The following is a 14,736-nucleotide window of genomic DNA, read 5'->3' as shown; positions in this document are numbered from 1 at the left end:
CGAACTCCACCGACACTGAGTCCGTCGACCGTGCTGGAACATGCCCCGGCCGATCGCACGCGGGAAGGCCCGGCTATCCGACACGAGTGGGTTCTGGCAGCGTTCGGGGTGATCTCGGATGAGCCGTGGCGTACGCTGAACCGTGGCGATGTGCTCCAGGCGATGTCGGCCGTGACGGTCGGATCCGGCGCGCATCTGCGCACTGAGAAGGAGACAATGCATGGCTGGTCGGTTGCATCCCTGGTCCAGGTACGTCGCGATCGGCGACTCGTTCACCGAGGGCATCGGCGACCCTGAACCCGGCGTCCCCGGCGGTCATCGAGGATGGGCCGACCGCGTCGCGGAGGTCCTCGACGGCGCCACTTCGGACTTCGCGTACGCCAACCTCGCCGTACGGGGGAAACTGATGCAGCAGATCCTCGACGACCAGGTCGAGCCGGCCCTCGAACTCCGCCCGGACCTCATCACCATCTCGGCCGGCGGGAACGACGTCATCCGCCCTGGGACGGATCCGGACGACATCGCGGCGCGGTTCGAGCGCGCGATCGAACGGCTGCGCAGCGACGGTGCGACCGTCGTCCTCTTCACTGGCGTCGACGTCGGCTTCTCCCCCGTGTTCCGGAGCATCCGCGGCAAGGTGGCGATCTACAACGAGAACCTGCGTGCCATCGCCTCGCGCCACGACTGCATCGTCGCCGACCAGTGGTCGCTGCAGGCCATCCAGGACCCGCGGATGTGGGCGCCCGACCGCTTGCACCTGAACGCGCTCGGCCATCACGAGGTCGCTCGTATGGTCCTCGCGGCCCTGAACGTCGAGAACGACCTGAAGCCGCTGCAGCCCGAGCCTCTGCCGAGCGTGAGATGGCGCGAGGCCCGCTCCGAGGACCTCGTCTGGGCGCGGGAGTATCTCGTCCCCTGGGTGTTGCGACGCATCCGTCACCAGTCCTCAGGGGACCACATCACGGCGAAGCGTCCGACTGCCGGTCCGCTGCGACTCGATGTCGAGGCGGCGCTGGACGCCGACGACGTGAAGTGACGCTCGACTGACGGATTCGACCGTTCTGCGCGACGCGGGCTCACCCATCGCGGCGCGTGGAACCGCGACGCGGGTTACGGGTTCGTGAGCTTCCACCAGGCGGTGGGAGGGGCGATGTCGGCGCTCAGCGTGAGCGGGACGGTCACCGTGGTCGCTCCGCCCTCTGCTCCCGCACCGATCTCGTAGTGCACGGAGCCGACCGTAGAGCCCTTGGAACCTGCGGAGAGCGGACGCGCCTGAGCCTTCACGGTAACGGGGGTGTCCTGCCAGACGAATGCTGACGCGTCCTTGCCTGCCAGGATCCGGGCCGATCGTCCCCACTCGGACGAGTATGTCCCGAAGGAGGTGCCGGCCTTCGTCAGCTGCAGTTCATGGAAACCCGCAGGGATGCTCGCGAGGAGCTTCACGACGGCCTCGTCGAGCACCGTGTGGTCGTCCGCGCCCAGGATGACTCCGACGATCGTGACGGTGCGGCCGCCGACGGGGATGTCGGCGGAGAAGAGCAGGCAGGCGCCCGATTCGTCGTCCGTTCCCGTCTTCATGCCGGTGACGCCGTGGGTTCCGAGCAGCGCGTTCGTGTTGTCGACCTCGCCGATGGCCGGCAGGATCGCGGACTTCTCCGAGACGATGCTCGCGAGCGCCGGGTTCGCGAGCACGAGCTTGCCGATCGTGATCAGGTCGGCGGGGGTGCTCTTGTTGGTCGGTCCGATGCCGCTCGTGTTGGTGACGGTCGTGCCGGTGAGTCCGTGGGCTGCGAGCCACATCTTCGCAGCATCGAGGTACGCGTCGACCGATCCGTACGCCCAGACGGCGAGCGAGATGCTATAGTTGTTGGCTGACGGCAGCAGGAGTGCTTCGAACATCTGCCGCTGGGTGAAGACGGACCCGGCGACGACCGGTGCGGCCGAACCGTCCTCGGCGATCGTGTCGTAGTAGTACCCGACGTCGGCGCTCGTGAGCGTGATGTTCGGTCCGCTCTCCCCCGCGGCGAGCGGCTTCTTGTCGAGGACCACGAGCGAGGTGATCGTCTTCGTGAGGCTCGCGATGGGGAACGGCGTCTGGTCGCCGGTTGTGCTCAGCAGGCCGTCGAAGCCGACGGCGCCGAGGGCCCCGCGTCCGAACGATGGCCAGTCGACCTGTGTCTTCGGTTGGCTGATCGTGCTGGTCGCCGTTTGATCGATCGTCGCGGCGGCAGCAGGGACGCTCCGTCCGAGCGAGATGGCTCCGTACGCGAACACGATGATGATCGCGAGCGCTGCACCGCCGAACGCGAGACGGCGGCGGCGGAACTTCTGACGTCTCGTGAGTGGCACCCGGCAATGCTACCGGCGGACAGCCTTCGGTTTGCTGAGTGCCACGACACATCCGTTCACGGTTGCGCGCGCACGTGTCACGGGGTCCGCGTGCGCAGCTCCCAGAGCGCGACAGCACTCGCCGACGCGACGTTCAGTGAGTCGACGCCGTGCAGCATCGGGATCGTCACGATCGTGTCAGCGGCGTCGAGCGCCCTCTGGCTCAGGCCGTCCCCCTCCGCTCCGAGCACGATCGCGAGACGCTCCGGGGCCGTCGCCGCGAAGGTGTCCAGGTCGACGGCCTGATCGGACAGGGCGAGCGCCGCGACCGAGAATCCGGCATCGGCGAGGATGGACTTCGCCTCGTCCCACTCCGGCAGACGCGTCCACGGCACCTGGAGGACCGTGCCCATGCTCACGCGCACGCTCCTGCGGTAGAGCGGATCCGCGCACCGGGGCGTGATGAGGACCGCATCGGCGCCGAGGCCGGCCACCGAACGGAAGATCGCACCGACGTTCGTGTGGTCCACGATGTCTTCCAGGACGACGACTCGTCGTGCGTTCAGCAGGAGCTCACGCGGGTCCGGGAGTTCAGGGCGGTGCATCGACGCCAGGGCGCCTCGGTGCAGGTGGAATCCGGTGAGTTGCTCGAGCAACGATGGTTCGCCGACGAACACGGGCACGTCCAGATCGCCGAGCAACTCCTCGAGGTCCGTGAGCCACTTCTCCTGGACCAGGACGGAGCGCGGGATGTGGCCTGCGCGCAACGCCCGCTCGATCACCTTCGTCGATTCTGCGATGTACAGCCCGCCCTCCGGCTCGGACACGCGCCGCAGCGCCACGTCGGTGAGTCTGGAGTAGTCGGCGAGTCGTTCATCCTCGAGATCGGTGATGCGGATCGTGCGCATGGGTCATCCTCTCGGCTGCGACGTAGACGTCCTACTTTGCCAGAGCCGGGAACACAACCGAAAAGCGGGCCGTTTACACTCAGGTGTGCGGGCCGGCGTCCGCACCGGTTGGAGGAGGCCATGATCGCACCCGTCGATGTCCACGAGGAGCAGGCGGCTCGTCACGCGACGGAGCAGGCGGTCGACCTCCTGCGGGGCAAGCGTCTCATCATGCTCACGGGGGCGGGTGTGAGCACCGACTCCGGCATCCCGGACTACCGCGGCAAAGGCGCACCAAAACGCACGCCGATGACCGTCGAGCAGTTCCTCACGAACGACTCAGCCCGCAAGCGCTACTGGGCGGGCAGCCACCTGGGGTGGAAGCGCTTCGACGGAGCCAGGCCCAACGAGGGGCACCGGCGGATCGCGGAGCTCGAAGAGGCCGGGATCCTCTCCGGCGTCATCACCCAGAACGTCGACGGCCTGCACGTGCGTGCCGGATCGAGGCGTGTTGTGGACCTGCACGGTTCGATGGACAGGGTCAGCTGCCTGACGTGCGGACAGACGTACGCGAGATCGAGCATCGCCGTGCGGATGTCAGAGCTCAACCCGTGGCTCGACACCACGGCAGACGTGACCATCAACCCCGACGGTGACGCGGAGGTCGGCGGCGTCGACGAGATCGTCGTTCCCGTGTGCTCCGTGTGCGGCGGGATGCTGAAGCCCGACGTCGTGTTCTTCGGCGAGTTCATCCCGGCAGAGAAGTTCGCGGAAGCGTCCGCGCTCGTGCGCTCATCGGAGGCCCTCGTCATCGCCGGCTCCTCGCTCGTCGTCAACTCCGGCATCCGGTTGCTCGAGCAGGCCAGGCGTCGGCGGTTGCCGATCGTGGTCGTGAACCGTGGTGTCACCAAGGCGGACTCCCGTGCCAACGTCAAGATCGACGCCGGAACGACGGAGACGCTGACGACGTTCGCGGAAGCGTTGTTGCCGGCGTCGTTCACCTCGGTCATCGGCTCAGGGGCGACAGACGCCTGAGCCTGTTCCGCCGACTGGCGGAGCCGACCGGCGGAGCCGACCGTGCAGTCGGCCGAGGCGCGACTACGCGCCCGTCGACTCCTCCGCGAGGAAGTCGCGCAGGAACCCGGCGGCTGCGACGGGCTCCTCGTAGTGGATGAGGTGCCCGACGCCCGGAATGACGTGGAGGCTGGCGTCGGCGAATTTCTTCGCGAGGACGTGCTGCGCCGCGACCGGGGTGATGTCGTCACGCTCGGCCGCGATCAGCAGCGTCCGGGTCGGGATCTGCGCCGCGTACTCGCTCACGTCGTGGCTGACCGATGCGCGGAACGCTTCGAGGACGACCGAGCGGTCCGCGAACGCACTGAAGAATCGCGCGTGCTGGTCGTGGATCCATCGGCGGAGCTCCGGCTCCTTCGTCTTCGCCATCGTGACGCTCATCACCCGGACGATGGCGCCGTTCTTGAGCAGACCGAACCCGAGGCGCTCAGGGAGCCACGCCCCGGCCTGGTAATAGAAGACTGCCAGTCTCGTGAGAATCCCGCGCGGACCTTCGAGCGCCGGAGCCGCGATAGGGTTCACCAGGACGAGGTCGTCCGGGCGCAGGCCGCCGGCGACGGCGGCGCTCACGACGATCGAACCGAAGGAGTGCCCGAGCACAACGATCCGTCCGGAGAGGTCGAGCGTGCGGATGAACTCCTCCAGCCAGGCCGCATACCCGGTGATGTCGTGCGGCCGGTCCGTGAACGCCGCCGACGACCCGAAACCGGGCAAGTCGGGCGAGATCACGCGGAAGCCGTCCAGTTGGGCGACCACCGGTTCGAGTCCGTGGTGGTCACCGCGGAAGCCGTGCACTGCGATGATCGTCGTCGCGGCGTCGGTGTCGCCGTACTCCCAGAAGGCCGTCTCGACCCCGAACACGGAGACGGAACGCTCCCGGACGGGGATGCGATCGAGGAGGTCGGCGTACGGAGAATCCACTGGCATCCGACCAGTTTAGGCAGCGCAGCCGTATGTACACGGTCGCGGAGCCGACCGTAGACTCGACGAGTCGTCTTCCCATCCCCACAAGCGCATTCGAAAGGATGAACGTGAGCTTTACCGCGCCCATTCAGCTGCCAGGCCTCACCCGCGATCCCCTCTGGTACCGCAGGTCGGTCTTCTACGAGGTGCTCGTGAGCGCCTACGTGGACAGCAACGGCGACGGCTCTGGGGACCTGCAGGGACTCGCCTCGAAACTGGACTACCTGCAGTGGCTCGGCATCGATGCGCTCTGGATCCCGCCGTTCTTCCAGTCGCCGCTCCGCGACGGCGGGTACGACGTGTCCGACTATCGGGCGATCCTGCCCGACTTCGGCACGATCGACGAGTTCAAGGACCTGGTCCGCAAGGCGCACGAGCGGAACATGCGCGTCATCATCGACCTGCCGCTCAACCACACCTCGGACCAGCACGATTGGTTCCAGCAGTCGCGCAGCGACCCGGAGGGACCCTACGGCGACTTCTATGTGTGGAGCGACACCGATGAGAAGTGGCCGGACATCCGGATCATCTTCACCGACACGGAGGAGTCCAACTGGGCGTTCGACCCCGTGCGTCGGCAGTTCTACTTCCACCGCTTCTTCTCGCACCAACCGGACCTGAACTTCAACCACCCGGCGGTCCACGAGGCCGTGTTCGACATCGTCCGCTTCTGGCTCGATCTCGGCGTGGACGGGTTCCGGCTCGACGCGATCCCCTACCTGTACGAGTCGGACGAGGGCAATGGAGAGGGCGAACCGCCCACCCACGAGTTCCTCAAGGAACTTCGGGCGATGGTCGACCGCGAATACCCGGGACGCATCATGATCGCCGAGGCGAACCAGTGGCCGAAGGAGGTCGCGGCGTTCTTCGGGACCGATGAGGAGCCGGAGTGCCACATGGCGTTCGACTTCCCTGTGATGCCGCGCATCTTCTACTCCCTGCGCTCCCAGCAGGCGGACGAGCTCGTCCGGGTGCTCTCCGAGGTCACCGACATCCCGTCGTGGGCCGGGTGGGGCGTCTTCCTCCGCAACCACGACGAGTTGACGCTTGAGATGGTCTCGGAGGAGTATCGCCAGGCGATGTACGGCTGGTACGCGTACGACCCCCGCATGCGTGCGAACGTGGGCATCCGCCGTCGGCTCGCACCGCTGCTCGACAACTCCCGGGCCGAACTTGAACTCGCCCACGCCCTCCTGTTCTCCCTCGCAGGGAGCCCGTTCCTGTACTACGGCGACGAGATCGGCATGGGCGACAACATCTGGCTCGACGACCGTGATTCGTCGAGGACGCCGATGCAGTGGACGCCGGACCGCAACGCGGGCTTCTCCTCCGCTGATCCGGGCAAGCTCACGCTTCCCGTTGTGCAGTCGCTCGTCTACAACTACTCGGTCGTGAACGTCGAATCGCAGTTGGCGCAGTCGCGTTCGCTGCTGCACTGGGTGAGGAACGTCATCCACGTGCGGAAGGCGCACCCGGCGTTCGGGCTCGGTTCGTTGCGGGTCCTGCAGACCGATCACGAGTCGGTCCTCGCGTTCGTGCGCTCGTACGAGGGCAGCGGGACGCACTTCGGCGACCAGCCGGAGGACGTGCTGTGCGTGTTCAGCTTCGGTCACAACCCGATCAGCGTGCGGATCGAGGCTCCGGAGCTCGCGAATACGCGTCTGCAGGACCTGTTCGGCGGCGGCGCGTTCCCGAGTGTGGACGAGGACGGTGTCCTCACCCTGACGCTCGCGACGCAAAGCTTCTACTGGCTGCACATCGGCCGGCACGAACAGTACTGAGGCCGTCCGGCACACGACGTGCCGGGCGGGATCCTCCGTGTGTCGGCCGTCCGCCGTAGGGTGAAACCGTGAATATCGAGACGACCCTCCCCACCTGGACCAACCGCCTCGCGGTGTTCGACCTCGAGACGACGGGCATCGACGTCGAATCGAGTCGTATCGTCACGGCATTCGTCGGGGTGCTCGGCGCCGGCGGCGAGGTCGTCGAGCAGTGGTCCTGGATGGCGGACCCCGGCATCGACATCCCGGAGCGCGCCACCGAGGTCCACGGCATCACCACGGAGATCGCTAGGCGGGACGGACGGAGCGCCCAGGAGGTCGTCGGCGAGATCGTCGCCACGCTCCGTCTGCTGCTCGATGCGGGCACCCCCGTCGTGGCGTACAACGCGCCGTACGACTTCTCGCTCCTGCACCACGAGGCCGTGCGGCACGGTATCGAGTCGATTGCAGAGCCCTCCCCGGTCATCGACCCGCTCATCATCGACAAGCAGCTCGACCGGTACCGCAAGGGCAAGCGCACGCTGAACCTCGTCTCTGAGTTCTACGGCGTCCCGCTCGACGGCGCTCACGACGCCGGCGTCGACGCCATCGCGGCCGGACGGATCGCGCAGGCCATCGCGCGCATCCACACGGAGCACCTGCCGTTCGAGGCTGCAGATCTCCACGAACTCCAGATCGGATGGGCGGCAGAGCAGGCCAAGGACTTCGAGTCCTACATGCGCCGAGTCCGCGACCCGGAGTTCACCGCTGAGACCGGCTGGCCCATCCGATAGACCCGCAAGACCCGGCAACACTGCCGATACAACGAAGAACGGCCCGATCCACATGGATCGGGCCGTTCTTCGTTGTGCGTGGGGGCTGACTACTTGCCGAAGCCCTTGAAGCGCTGGTTGAACTTCTCGACGCGGCCGGCCGAGTCCATGATGCGCTGCTTGCCCGTGTAGAACGGGTGCGACTCGGACGAGATCTCAACGTCGATCACCGGGTAGGTGACGCCATCGAGCTCGATCGTCTTGGAGGACGACACGGTCGAACGCGTGAGGAAGGTCGAGCCCGAGGCGAGGTCGCGGAAGACAACGGCTTCGTAGGTGGGGTGGATGTCAGTTTTCATCAGGAGTCCTTGTTGAGCGGATTGGTTGGTGGCGCCCGTACCCTTCGGTGAACCTGGGGTTCGGGGCAAGAAGCTTTCGGCTCCGTGAGCCAGCTGTCAACATTACCAGATTCGGTGCGTGTTCGCTGTACTCGCGGACGTGTGTCAGACGCCGGCGATGGCGGCCTGCCCGGCGCGGGCCGAGCGGGCGTGGTAGCGCCCGTCCGTCTCGGTCAGCTCGATCGGCAGCTGGAACGTCTCGGTGAGGTTCTCTGCGGTGAGGGTCTCGGCGATGGGGCCTGCGGCCACGACGCGGCCGGCCTTGAGGAGCAGGACGTGGCTGAAGCCGACCGGGATCTCCTCCACGTGGTGGGTCACCATGATGATCGCCGGCGAGTCGTCGGCGGATGCGTACCCGCCGAGCAGCTCGACGAGCTCCTCGCGGGTGCCGAGGTCGAGGCTGGCCGCCGGCTCGTCGAGCAGCAGCAGTTCGGGGTCGGTCATGATGGCGCGGGCGATGAGGACGCGCTTCTGCTCGCCGTCGCTCAGTGTGCCGAAGCGGCGCTCTGCCAGGTGATCGAGGTTCCACTCGGCCAGGACGCGGTTGGCGCGCTTGACGTCGATGTCGTCGTACTGCTCGACCCAGCGTCCCGTGACCGAGTACGCGGCGGTGAGGATCACGTTGAGGACGGTCTCCTCGAACGGCACGCGCTTGGCGATCGCGGACGAGGCGAAGCCGATGCGCGGACGGATCTCGAAGAGGTCGGTCTTGCCGAGCTGTTCGTCAAGGACGGTGACCGTGCCCCTCGTGGGGTGGATGAGCGTCGCCGCGAGCTGCAGGAGCGTCGTCTTGCCTGCGCCGTTCGGGCCGAGGATCACCCATCGCTGGTCCCCCGTCACCTCCCAGTCGACCCCGTCGAGGATCGGGTTGAGGGATCGGACCACGGACACGTCGGAGAACTGCAACACGCTCGGCATAACTCCTAGCCTATCGTCCCCGATCTGCCCGCGAGCTGTCACTCGTGGTCGTTTCGGCAGGTGCCGATCCAGCCACGACTGCCAGTTCGCGGGCTACAGCAGGGAGCGGTAGAGCGCGGCGGTCTGGGCGCCGATGCTCGACCAGCTGAACTCCGTCTCTGCTCGACGCCGGCCGGCTGCGCCGTACGCAGCAGCCTGCGCAGGATCAGACACGACCTCCGTCAGCACCGCCGCCAGATCGTGCACGAATCGTTCCGGATCGAGCGGGGTGCCGGTGCCGTCCGTGGCCTGATCGATCGGCACGATGCGACCGGTCACACCGTCCTGCACGACCTCCGGGATGCCACCCGTGCCGGCCCCGACGACCGCGACACCGCACGCCATGGCCTCGAGGTTCACGATGCCGAGCGGTTCGTACACCGACGGGCAGACGAAGGTCGTGGCCGCCGTGAGCACCGTGCAGAGCTCGTGCCGTGGCAGGATCCGATCGATCCACACGACGCCTGAGCGTTCGGCCTGGAGCTCCGCAACGAGTCCCTTGACCTCGTCGAGGATCTCCGGTGTGTCGGGAGCGCCGGCGCACAGGACGAGCTGCACGTCCGACGGAAGCAGTTTCGCGGCCCGCAGGAGGTACGGCAGGCCCTTCTGGCGCGTGATGCGCCCGACGAACACGACCGATGGGCGGCTCGGATCGATGCCGACGCTGCGCAGGAAGTCGTCGTCCTCCCTCGGTTGCCAGTCCGACAGGTCGATGCCGTTGTAGATCACCCCGACGCGCTGCGGATCGAGGTGCGGGTACGAGCGCAGGATGTCACGGCGCATGCCGTCGCTCACGGCCACGATCGCAGCGGCGCCCTCATACGCGGTCTGCTCGACCCAGCTGGAGACGCGATACCCGCCGCCGAGCTGCTCGGCCTTCCACGGCCGCAGTGGTTCGAGGCTGTGCGCGGTGATGACGTGCGGAACACCGTGCAGCAGGGAGGCGATGTGGCCGGCTCCGTTGGCATACCAGGTGTGGGAGTGCACGATGTCTGCACCGGCGACGTCCTGCGCCATCACCAGATCGGTTCCGAGCGTCGTCAGCGCGGCGTTCGCGCCGATCAGCTCGGTCGGCGGACGGTAGGCCACCGTGTCCGGCTCCGCTCGGTCCTCGCCGAAGCATCGGACCGTGACGGAGAGCTCCGTCCTGAGGGATTTGACCAGTTCGGCAACGTGGACTCCGGCGCCGCCGTAGACCTCCGGCGGATACTCCCGGGTGAGAAGATCAACTCGCATGTCTCGACGCTAGTGCAGTCCTGTTCGACCATCTACTGTGAAGGCATGGCGACATCAAAGAAGATCTTCGGAATCGTGCTCGCGGGTGGGGAAGGCAAGCGTCTGATGCCGCTCACGGCGGACAGGGCGAAACCGGCCGTGCCGTTCGGCGGCCAGTACCGTCTCATCGATTTCGCGCTCTCGAACCTCATCAACTCCGGACTCACGCAGATCGTTGTGCTCACGCAGTACAAGTCCCACAGCCTCGACCGGCACGTGTCCCAGACGTGGCGGCTCTCCGGCCTCCTCGACTCGTACGTCGCCTCCGTGCCTGCGCAGCAGCGGCTCGGCAAGCGCTGGTTCAGCGGCTCGGCCGATGCGATCCTGCAGAGCCTCAACCTGATCCGCGACGAGAAGCCAGACATCGTCGTTGTGGTCGGCGCCGACCACGTGTACCGGATGGACTTCGCGCAGATGATCCAGGCGCACATCGACTCGGGGCAGAAGGCGACCGTCGCCGCCATCCGCCAGCCGATCTCGCTCGCTGACCAGTTCGGGGTGATCGATGTGGATCCGAGCGATCCGACGAAGATCGCCCAGTTCCTCGAGAAGCCGCTGGACCCGCCGGGCCTCCCGGACTCTCCAGGTGAGATCCTCGCGTCGATGGGCAACTACGTCTTCGACGCCGACGCGCTCATCGAGGCGGTCATCAGCGACGGAGAGCTCACCTCCTCGAACCACGACATGGGTGGCGACATCATCCCCCACTTCGTCTCGCAGGGGCTCGCGGGCGTCTACGACCTGCAGCGCAACGACGTTCCGGGCTCGACCGATCGCGACCGGTACTACTGGCGCGACGTCGGGACGATCGACTCCTTCTTCGAAGCGCACCAGGACCTCATCTCGACACTCCCGGTGTTCAACCTGTACAACCGCGACTGGCCGATCTTCAGCCAGCAGTTGAACTCGCCCCCCGCGAAGTTCGTGCGCGATGCCAAGGGGAACCTCGGGCAGGTCATCGACTCGATCGTGTCGCTCGGCTCGCTCATCTCCGGCGCGCACATCGAACGGAGCGTCCTCGGACCCTGGGCACTCCTGGAGTCCGGCGCGCATGTCGTCGACTCCGTCATCTTCGACAAGGTGCGCATCGAACCGGACGCCTTCGTCCAGCGGGCTATCCTGGACAAGGATGTGGTGGTCACCGCAGGCGCTCGCGTCGGCGTCGACCACGACCGGGACCGCGCCCGCGGCTTTACGGTCACCGAGTCAGGTCTCACCGTCGTCGGCAAGGGAGTACGCGTCGTTCCATGAGTATCGAACGTTCACCGATGGTGTCCGCTGCATCGGCTGAACGTGCGGATGGGACTCGCGTCCGGTTCCTCGTGGTCCTGGATGCGGACTCCACGCTCATCGAGAACGAGGTCATCGAGCTCCTCGCCGAGGAGGCTGGCAGTCGCGACCAGGTCGCGGACATCACCGAGCGTGCGATGCGCGGAGAGCTCGACTTCGCCGAGAGCCTGCGGGCCAGGGTGTCCACGCTCGCGGGCATTCCAGTTTCGGCCTTCGCATCGGTGGGCGAACGGATCGTCGAGACGCGTGGGCTGCGCGAGCTCATCGCGGGGCTGCATAACCACGGCTCGACGATCGGCGTGGTCTCAGGCGGATTCCACGAACTGCTCGATCCGCTCGCGGCATCCCTCGGCCTCGATCATGTGCGCGCGAATCGCCTCGAGGTCCGCGACGGCGTCCTGACGGGCGGCCTCGTCGGTCCGATCATCGACGCAGAGGCGAAAGCCGAGGCGCTCCGGGAATGGGCTGCCGCAGATGGCGTGCCGATCGAACGGACCGTCGCGGTCGGTGACGGCGCGAACGACCTGCGGATGATGGCTGAGGCCGGCCTCTCGGTCGCGTTCAACGCGAAGCCGATCGTCCGTGAGACGGCGGATGTCGTCGCCGGGGTCGTCGACCTCCGCACCGTGCTCTCCGTGCTCGGGCTCCGGGCGCCCGTCTCCGGCTGAACCGCCGCGTCAGGCTCGGAGCCCCGAGCAGACGACTGTGGCCCCATCGGATGATCCGATGGGGCCACAGCCGATTCAGCGAGGGGTCGCGGTCAGTGACCCATCCCGAGACCGCCGTCGACCGGGATGACCGCGCCGGAGATGTAGCCGGCGTCGTCACCGGAGATCCAGGTCACCACGCGTGCGACCTCGGTTGCGGTGGCGAACCGGCCGGCGGGGATGTTCTTCTTGTACTCGGCCTGCAGATCCGCGGGCAGTTCTGCGGTCATGTCCGTCTCGATGAAGCCGGGGGCGACGACGTTCGCGGTGATGCCGCGGGCGCCCAACTCCCGAGTGATGGAGCGCGCCATGCCGACGAGCCCGCTCTTCGAGGCCGCGTAGTTGACCTGGCCGGCCGACCCGAGGAGTCCGACCACGCTCGAGATCAGCACGATGCGGCCGAAGCGGGCCTTGAGCATGCCCTTCGATGCGCGCTTGACGACGCGGAATGATCCGCCGAGGTTCGTGTCGACGACGGAGTCGAAGTCGTCGTCGCTCATCCGCATGAGCAGGGTGTCCTTCGTGATGCCGGCGTTCGCGACGAGGACCTCGACGGGACCGTATGCGGCCTCGATCTCGGTGAACGCGGCGTCGACCGATGCCGTGTCTGTGACGTCCGCACGGACCGTCAGGCTTCCCGCTGGGCCTTCACCGGACCGGGCGGTCACCGCGACGCGGTGTCCTTGTGCGATGAATTCCTCGGCGATCGAGTAACCGATTCCTCGGTTGCCTCCGGTGATGAGCACTGTGCGTGGCGTCGTCATGTTCAGTTTCCTCTCGCGCGTCCAACCGGCCTTTCGGCCCGTACCAGCATAGGTGGTTTGGAAGCGTAGTCTTGGAGGTGCATGAAGCAGCCGAGCATCACCTCACTCCCCCCGTCGCCGGACGATGAACGGCGCGGGCGGGTCATCAAGTACTCGATCACCATGGGTATTCGCGTACTGTGCCTTGGCGCGCTTCCATTCGTCCACGGCGGGTGGATGTTCGTGTTCGCAGCCGGCGCGATCTTCCTGCCGTATGTCGCGGTGATCCTGGCGAACGTCGGATCCACGCCAGGTGTCGGGCAGCATGATCGGCCCACCGGTGTCGTTGTGGATCCACGCACGATGTCGCAGTCGCAGTCGCAGTCTCCGGCGGACGCGGGCGCGAAGTCCGACCAGACCGACCAGGACCAGACCCGATGATCGGCATCGGACAGGGCCCGGACGGACTCGTATGCTCCCGCGCCGGATGTCGGGCGGACGCGAGCTGGCGTATCGAGTGGCGCAACCCCAAGATCCACACGGAGGACCGCGTGAAGGTATGGCTCGCGTGCGATGAGCACGTCGACTACCTCGCAGAGTTCCTCGGAGCACGTTCGTTCCCGGTGGCACGTCACCGGTTGCATCAGGAGGAGGCCTCGTGAGGGGTTGGCGTTTCGCGTTCAGTCGGCGGTGGCTCGGGTATCTCGGTGTGGTGATCGTGTTCGCCATCGTGTGTGTGCTCCTGTCCAACTGGCAGCTCTCGCGCCGTGCGGACAAGGAGGCGGAGATCGGCCGGGTCGCGCAGAACTTCGACGCGGCGCCGATTCCGATCGATGAAGCCCTTCCGAAGCTCGGTTCGTTCACGCTGGACGACGAGTGGCACCCGATCTCGATGACGGGCAAGTACCTCGACGACCAGCAGCTCCTCGTGCGCAACCGACCGCGTGACGGGAACCCGGGATTCGAGCAGCTCGTCCCGCTGCAACTCGCCGACGGCCGCGTGTTTATGGTGGACAGGGGCTGGCTGCCGGCCGGGGCTGCACAGGACCTCCCCGACGTCGTCCCTGCGGCGCCGAAGGGCACCGTCGAGGTCGTCGCCCGGTTGAAGGGCGGCGAGCCGACGCTGCCTGGTCGAGGCGCAGCAGAGGGACAGCTGGCCACGATCAACCTGCCGCAGATCAAGGAGATCCACGGCGACAACCTGTACACGGGCGCCTACGGGCTCCTCGTCTCCGAGACCCCGCACGCCACGGATCCGACACCGCTGCCCGCGCAGAAGCCCGTTCCGGACGAGGGGCCGCACCTCTCCTACGCGTTCCAATGGATCGTCTTCGCGATCATGGGCTTCCTGTTCCTCGGTTACGCCATCCGGCAGGAGTACCGCATCCGCAACTCCGATGATCCCCGGGAGCAGGTGCGTGCCGCCGCTCGAGCGAAGAAGGCCGCCGCGAAGGCGAAGTCCGATGCGGACGTCGAGGACGCCATCCTCGAGTCGCACCGCTGAGCTGACACGCCCCCACAGGATCGCTCGCACCCGTCGCCTGAACACTTGCCGTCCGGGCGGGGCCGATCGATAGACTT

The 14,736-nt window shown here is 66.9% G+C and carries 16 protein-coding genes; 9 read left to right on the top strand and 7 right to left on the bottom strand.

The genetic code is table 11. The features are described 5' to 3' along the window. The first annotated feature begins 220 nt into the window (after positions 1 to 220). Complete coding sequence (locus ACL9RL_RS12170; RefSeq protein ID WP_422780517.1) at positions 221 to 1,036, top strand: SGNH/GDSL hydrolase family protein; 816 nt, start codon at positions 221 to 223, stop codon at positions 1,034 to 1,036. A gap of 74 nt (positions 1,037 to 1,110) precedes the next feature. On the opposite strand, the gene ACL9RL_RS12165 is transcribed toward ACL9RL_RS12170, so the two are convergent. Then, positions 1,111 to 2,349, bottom strand: a complete 1,239-nt coding sequence (locus tag ACL9RL_RS12165) for a D-alanyl-D-alanine carboxypeptidase family protein (RefSeq protein ID WP_422780516.1) — start codon at positions 2,347 to 2,349, stop codon at positions 1,111 to 1,113. A 77-nt stretch (positions 2,350 to 2,426) separates the two neighbouring features. Continuing rightward, entirely contained in the window at positions 2,427 to 3,236 is an 810-nt protein-coding gene (locus tag ACL9RL_RS12160; RefSeq protein ID WP_422780515.1) for a TrmH family RNA methyltransferase, read from the bottom strand. 120 nt (positions 3,237 to 3,356) lie between these two features. On the opposite strand from ACL9RL_RS12160, the gene ACL9RL_RS12155 reads away from it, so the two are divergent. Continuing rightward, a complete protein-coding gene (locus tag ACL9RL_RS12155; protein WP_422780514.1) occupies positions 3,357 to 4,250 on the top strand; it encodes a Sir2 family NAD-dependent protein deacetylase in 894 nt (297 codons plus the stop codon). A 63-nt stretch (positions 4,251 to 4,313) separates the two neighbouring features. Here ACL9RL_RS12155 and ACL9RL_RS12150 read toward each other — a convergent pair whose 3' ends face one another. Beyond that, positions 4,314 to 5,216 carry an alpha/beta fold hydrolase gene (locus ACL9RL_RS12150; protein WP_422780513.1) on the bottom strand — a complete coding sequence of 301 codons (903 nt, stop codon included), beginning with the start codon at positions 5,214 to 5,216 and terminating at the stop codon, positions 4,314 to 4,316. Between the two features lie 104 nt (positions 5,217 to 5,320). On the opposite strand from ACL9RL_RS12150, the gene treS reads away from it, so the two are divergent. Beyond that, positions 5,321 to 7,033: a maltose alpha-D-glucosyltransferase gene (gene treS, locus ACL9RL_RS12145; protein WP_422780512.1), complete on the top strand. Its 1,713-nt coding sequence runs from the start codon at positions 5,321 to 5,323 to the stop codon at positions 7,031 to 7,033. 68 nt (positions 7,034 to 7,101) lie between these two features. Next, positions 7,102 to 7,806 carry a 3'-5' exonuclease gene (locus ACL9RL_RS12140; RefSeq protein WP_422780511.1) on the top strand — a complete coding sequence of 235 codons (705 nt, stop codon included), beginning with the start codon at positions 7,102 to 7,104 and terminating at the stop codon, positions 7,804 to 7,806. 89 nt (positions 7,807 to 7,895) lie between these two features. On the opposite strand, the gene ACL9RL_RS12135 is transcribed toward ACL9RL_RS12140, so the two are convergent. From ACL9RL_RS12135 to glgA, 3 genes are all read right to left on the bottom strand, one after another. Next, a complete protein-coding gene (locus ACL9RL_RS12135) occupies positions 7,896 to 8,144 on the bottom strand; it encodes a type B 50S ribosomal protein L31 (RefSeq protein ID WP_422780510.1) in 249 nt (82 codons plus the stop codon). Positions 8,145 to 8,288: 144 nt separating this feature from the next. Continuing rightward, positions 8,289 to 9,101: an ABC transporter ATP-binding protein gene (locus ACL9RL_RS12130; RefSeq protein ID WP_422780509.1), complete on the bottom strand. Its 813-nt coding sequence runs from the start codon at positions 9,099 to 9,101 to the stop codon at positions 8,289 to 8,291. Between the two features lie 93 nt (positions 9,102 to 9,194). Then, positions 9,195 to 10,376 carry a glycogen synthase gene (gene glgA, locus ACL9RL_RS12125; RefSeq protein ID WP_422780508.1) on the bottom strand — a complete coding sequence of 394 codons (1,182 nt, stop codon included), beginning with the start codon at positions 10,374 to 10,376 and terminating at the stop codon, positions 9,195 to 9,197. 45 nt (positions 10,377 to 10,421) lie between these two features. Here glgA and ACL9RL_RS12120 point away from each other — a divergent pair, with 45 nt between their 5' ends. Then, positions 10,422 to 11,666 (top strand): glucose-1-phosphate adenylyltransferase, encoded by a 1,245-nt coding sequence (locus ACL9RL_RS12120; RefSeq protein WP_422780507.1) that lies wholly within the window; start codon positions 10,422 to 10,424, stop codon positions 11,664 to 11,666. Positions 11,667 to 11,683: 17 nt separating this feature from the next. After that, positions 11,684 to 12,373 carry a phosphoserine phosphatase SerB gene (gene serB, locus ACL9RL_RS12115; RefSeq protein ID WP_422780682.1) on the top strand — a complete coding sequence of 230 codons (690 nt, stop codon included), beginning with the start codon at positions 11,684 to 11,686 and terminating at the stop codon, positions 12,371 to 12,373. Between the two features lie 92 nt (positions 12,374 to 12,465). On the opposite strand, the gene fabG is transcribed toward serB, so the two are convergent. After that, the gene (gene fabG, locus ACL9RL_RS12110; protein ID WP_422780506.1) at positions 12,466 to 13,176 is read right to left on the bottom strand and encodes a 3-oxoacyl-ACP reductase FabG; all 711 of its coding nucleotides are present in this window, start codon (positions 13,174 to 13,176) and stop codon (positions 12,466 to 12,468) included. A gap of 81 nt (positions 13,177 to 13,257) precedes the next feature. Between fabG and ACL9RL_RS12105 the strand changes: the two genes are divergently transcribed. From ACL9RL_RS12105 to ACL9RL_RS12095, 3 genes are read left to right on the top strand one after another with little or no spacing between them, the layout of a single operon-like run. After that, complete coding sequence (locus ACL9RL_RS12105; RefSeq protein ID WP_422780505.1) at positions 13,258 to 13,596, top strand: DUF3099 domain-containing protein; 339 nt, start codon at positions 13,258 to 13,260, stop codon at positions 13,594 to 13,596. Further along, positions 13,593 to 13,817, top strand: coding sequence for a hypothetical protein (locus tag ACL9RL_RS12100; RefSeq protein ID WP_422780504.1), 225 nt, complete (start codon positions 13,593 to 13,595; stop codon positions 13,815 to 13,817). The genes ACL9RL_RS12105 and ACL9RL_RS12100 overlap by 4 nt, the downstream gene beginning before the upstream one ends. Further along, positions 13,814 to 14,659 carry an SURF1 family protein gene (locus ACL9RL_RS12095; RefSeq protein ID WP_422780503.1) on the top strand — a complete coding sequence of 282 codons (846 nt, stop codon included), beginning with the start codon at positions 13,814 to 13,816 and terminating at the stop codon, positions 14,657 to 14,659. Before ACL9RL_RS12100 ends, ACL9RL_RS12095 begins: the two co-directional genes overlap by 4 nt. The last annotated feature ends 77 nt before the right edge of the window (positions 14,660 to 14,736 follow it).

Source organism: Plantibacter sp. Mn2098 (assembly GCF_049319745.1).
In the GTDB taxonomy this organism is placed as follows: Bacteria; Actinomycetota; Actinomycetes; order Actinomycetales; family Microbacteriaceae; genus Plantibacter.
This window is presented reverse-complemented; position numbering and strand designations above follow the sequence as displayed.